Annotated in this window: 2 protein-coding genes and 1 pseudogene; 1 reads left to right on the plus strand and 2 read right to left on the minus strand. The window is 66.5% G+C overall.

Annotation, left to right across the window (positions count from 1 at the left end; translation table 11 throughout):
- A pseudogene (locus WAW17_RS25620) lies at nucleotides 1-216 on the plus strand (ABC transporter ATP-binding protein); the annotation flags it as partial.
- A 10-nt stretch (nucleotides 217-226) separates the two neighbouring features.
- Here the strand turns inward: WAW17_RS25620 and WAW17_RS25625 are convergent.
- Both WAW17_RS25625 and WAW17_RS25630 read right to left on the minus strand, forming a co-directional pair.
- Entirely contained in the window at nucleotides 227-841 is a 615-nt protein-coding gene (locus WAW17_RS25625) for a TetR/AcrR family transcriptional regulator (protein WP_422335687.1), read from the minus strand.
- A 49-nt stretch (nucleotides 842-890) separates the two neighbouring features.
- Nucleotides 891-2,444 carry a succinic semialdehyde dehydrogenase gene (locus tag WAW17_RS25630; RefSeq protein WP_422335688.1) on the minus strand — a complete coding sequence of 518 codons (1,554 nt, stop codon included), beginning with the start codon at nucleotides 2,442-2,444 and terminating at the stop codon, nucleotides 891-893.
- Nucleotides 2,445-2,582: the final 138 nt, after the last annotated feature.

Below are 2,582 nucleotides of genomic sequence, written 5' to 3' on the forward strand. Positions count from 1 at the left end.
GGTGTCGACGACGTCGAGGGCATCGTCCCGCAGATGAAGGCCACCCCGGGCATGCCGTTCCGCCAGGCCGTCGCCCGCCGCCAGGAACGCGTCCGGCAGATCCTGCACACCCTGCCCGAGAGCGCACAGATCGCGATCCAGGACAGTTACCGCGACGACAACTCCACCGAGGTCATCCCCGTGTACAGCGACGAAAACTACGGGGCCACCGTCTGATCCCGGCGGATCAACCGAGCAGCGCCGCCATCGCCTGATGGCGCCACACCTCGAGTTGAGGTTCGAGCAGGGGATCGCGCGGATCGATCGCGTAGGTCAATGCGATCCCCCGCATGCTCGCAAGCAGTAGATCACGCAGTTCCACGTACCGTGGGGCGGACCGGAGCTCGACTCCGAAGAACGTGTCGGTTTGATCCTTGATCGTTTGCCCCAGTGCTTTCTCCACCGGCAGCAGCGCAGCGCGCAGTTCGTTGTGAGCACGGGCCGCCAGCCACAATTCCATCGATGCCCAGAAATAGGGCTGACGGAAGTGCGACCACATCAGATCGATCGCCGTACCGATGCGGGCAGTTGGGTCGCTCGGCCACTCCTCCTCACGGCCGATGTCCCGCACCGCGGCGAGCGCCAGGTGATGCACGGCGGCCACCAGCAGTGCATCCCGCGACGGATAGTGGTGCAACAAGCCTCCACGGGAAACACCGGCCGCCTCCTGGATGCGGACCGTGGTCGCATTCGAGTAGCCGTGATCGACCAGCACGGCGACCGCCGCATCCATGATCTGTTTCCTGGTGTCACGACTGCGCGCCTGTTCGGCGCGTACCCGGACACCCCTCTCGGGCCTCATGGCGACAGCGTAGACAAGCGTCTGACAATCGCCCGTACCGTCCAGGCAGTCACCGACCGGGAAGCCACTGCAGAGCCTTGACGAAGGGCGGCATGATTTTTGCCCACACCTTCGGCGAAAGCCCGCGCGGACCCCCGAGGTTGAGGAGTCTGGTGGTGGCGATGGTCTGCGGCTCGGTGTACTTGAGCAGGCCGTCGTCGCCGTGGCGTCGCCCGACTCCGGAGACGCCCATGCCGCCCATCGGTGCGCCGGTGCTGCCCCAGGTGGGCGCGTAACCTTCGTCGACATTGACGGTACCGGCGTGGATCCGAGCGGCGATGGCCTCGCCCTCGGCTTTCGTGCCCGCCCACACGCTGGCGTTCAGTCCGTAGTCGGTGTCGTTGGCGCGTTCAACCGCTTCGTCCACGTTCGCGACCGGATAGATCGAGACCAACGGCCCGAACGTCTCGTCGCCGTAGCATTCGGCGTCCTTCGGGACATCGGTGAGAACCGTCGGCTCGTAGAAGAGCGGACCCAGGTCGGGCCGGGCCTTACCGCCGGCGACCACGGTCGCGCCCTTGACGACGGCGTCGTCGACGTGGCTGGCCACCGCCTTCACCTGCGCCTCGGACACGAGGCTGCCCATCTCGATGCCGAACTCGTAGCCGGGGCCCAGTTTCATGTTGCGGACGCGTTCGCCGAAGATCCGTGTGAACTCGGGTGCGATGGAGCTCTCGACGTAGATGCGTTCGATAGAGATGCACAGCTGGCCCGAGTTGGAGTAGCAGGCGCGGACGGCGGCGTCGGCGACCTCTCGGAGGTTGGCTCCGGCGGTGACGATCATCGGGTTCTTGCCGCCGAGTTCGGCGGAGAAACCGATGAGGCGTCGGCCGGCCTGCTCGGCCAACAGCTGACCTGTGGCGGTGGACCCGGTGAACATCAGGTACTCGGTGTTCTCGACCAGTGCTGTGCCGACCACCGAACCGGGACCTGGAACCACGGCGAACAGCTCGCGCGGCAGTCCTGCCTGGTAGAGCAGATCGACGCAGGCCAGTGCGCAGTACGGCGTCTGGCTGTCGGGCTTGAGGACCACGGCGTTGCCGGCGAGCAGCGCCGCGATGGCGTCGGACACCGCAAGGGTCATGGGGTAGTTCCACGGTGAGATCACACCCACGACGCCCTTGGGCTGGTATCGGATCACCGTCTTGGTCAGGACGGGCAGCATCCCGGACACGCGTCGCGGGCGCAACAGCTTGGGTGCGACCCGCGCGTAGTGCCGGGCAGTCATCGCAATGTCGAGGACTTCCTCCTGCGCCGCGGTCCGCGACTTTCCTGTCTCGGCCTGCGCCATGTCCATCAGGGCGTCGCGATTCTCGAGCACCAGTTCCCGGTAGCGGTGGAAGATGGCGGCACGCTCGATCACGGGCCGCGCCGCCCACTCCTTCTGGGCCACCCGGGCACGGGCGATCGCGCCCTCGGCGTCCTCGGCGGTGCCGATCGGAATGGTGGCCAGTTCCTTGCCCGTGAACGCCTCGACGACGGATCGGGTAGGACGATCCGCAACGTCCGGGATGGCGATGAGTTCGGCGAGCCGCGCGAACGTTGCGGCGGACGGAGCAGGCATAACGCACCCCTACTGGTTAGTAGCTTCTATGGTTACACATAACCTACCCCGTCCGTGGGCTGAGTCACAGAGTCGCTCTTCCGCCGGAAGCGTGTCGCCCCGATGGCCGCGGCGATCAGGCACGCGGCGGCACCGAGA

Source organism: Rhodococcus sp. (in: high G+C Gram-positive bacteria) (genome assembly GCF_049286785.1).
Classification (GTDB): Bacteria; Actinomycetota; Actinomycetes; order Mycobacteriales; family Mycobacteriaceae; genus Rhodococcus_F.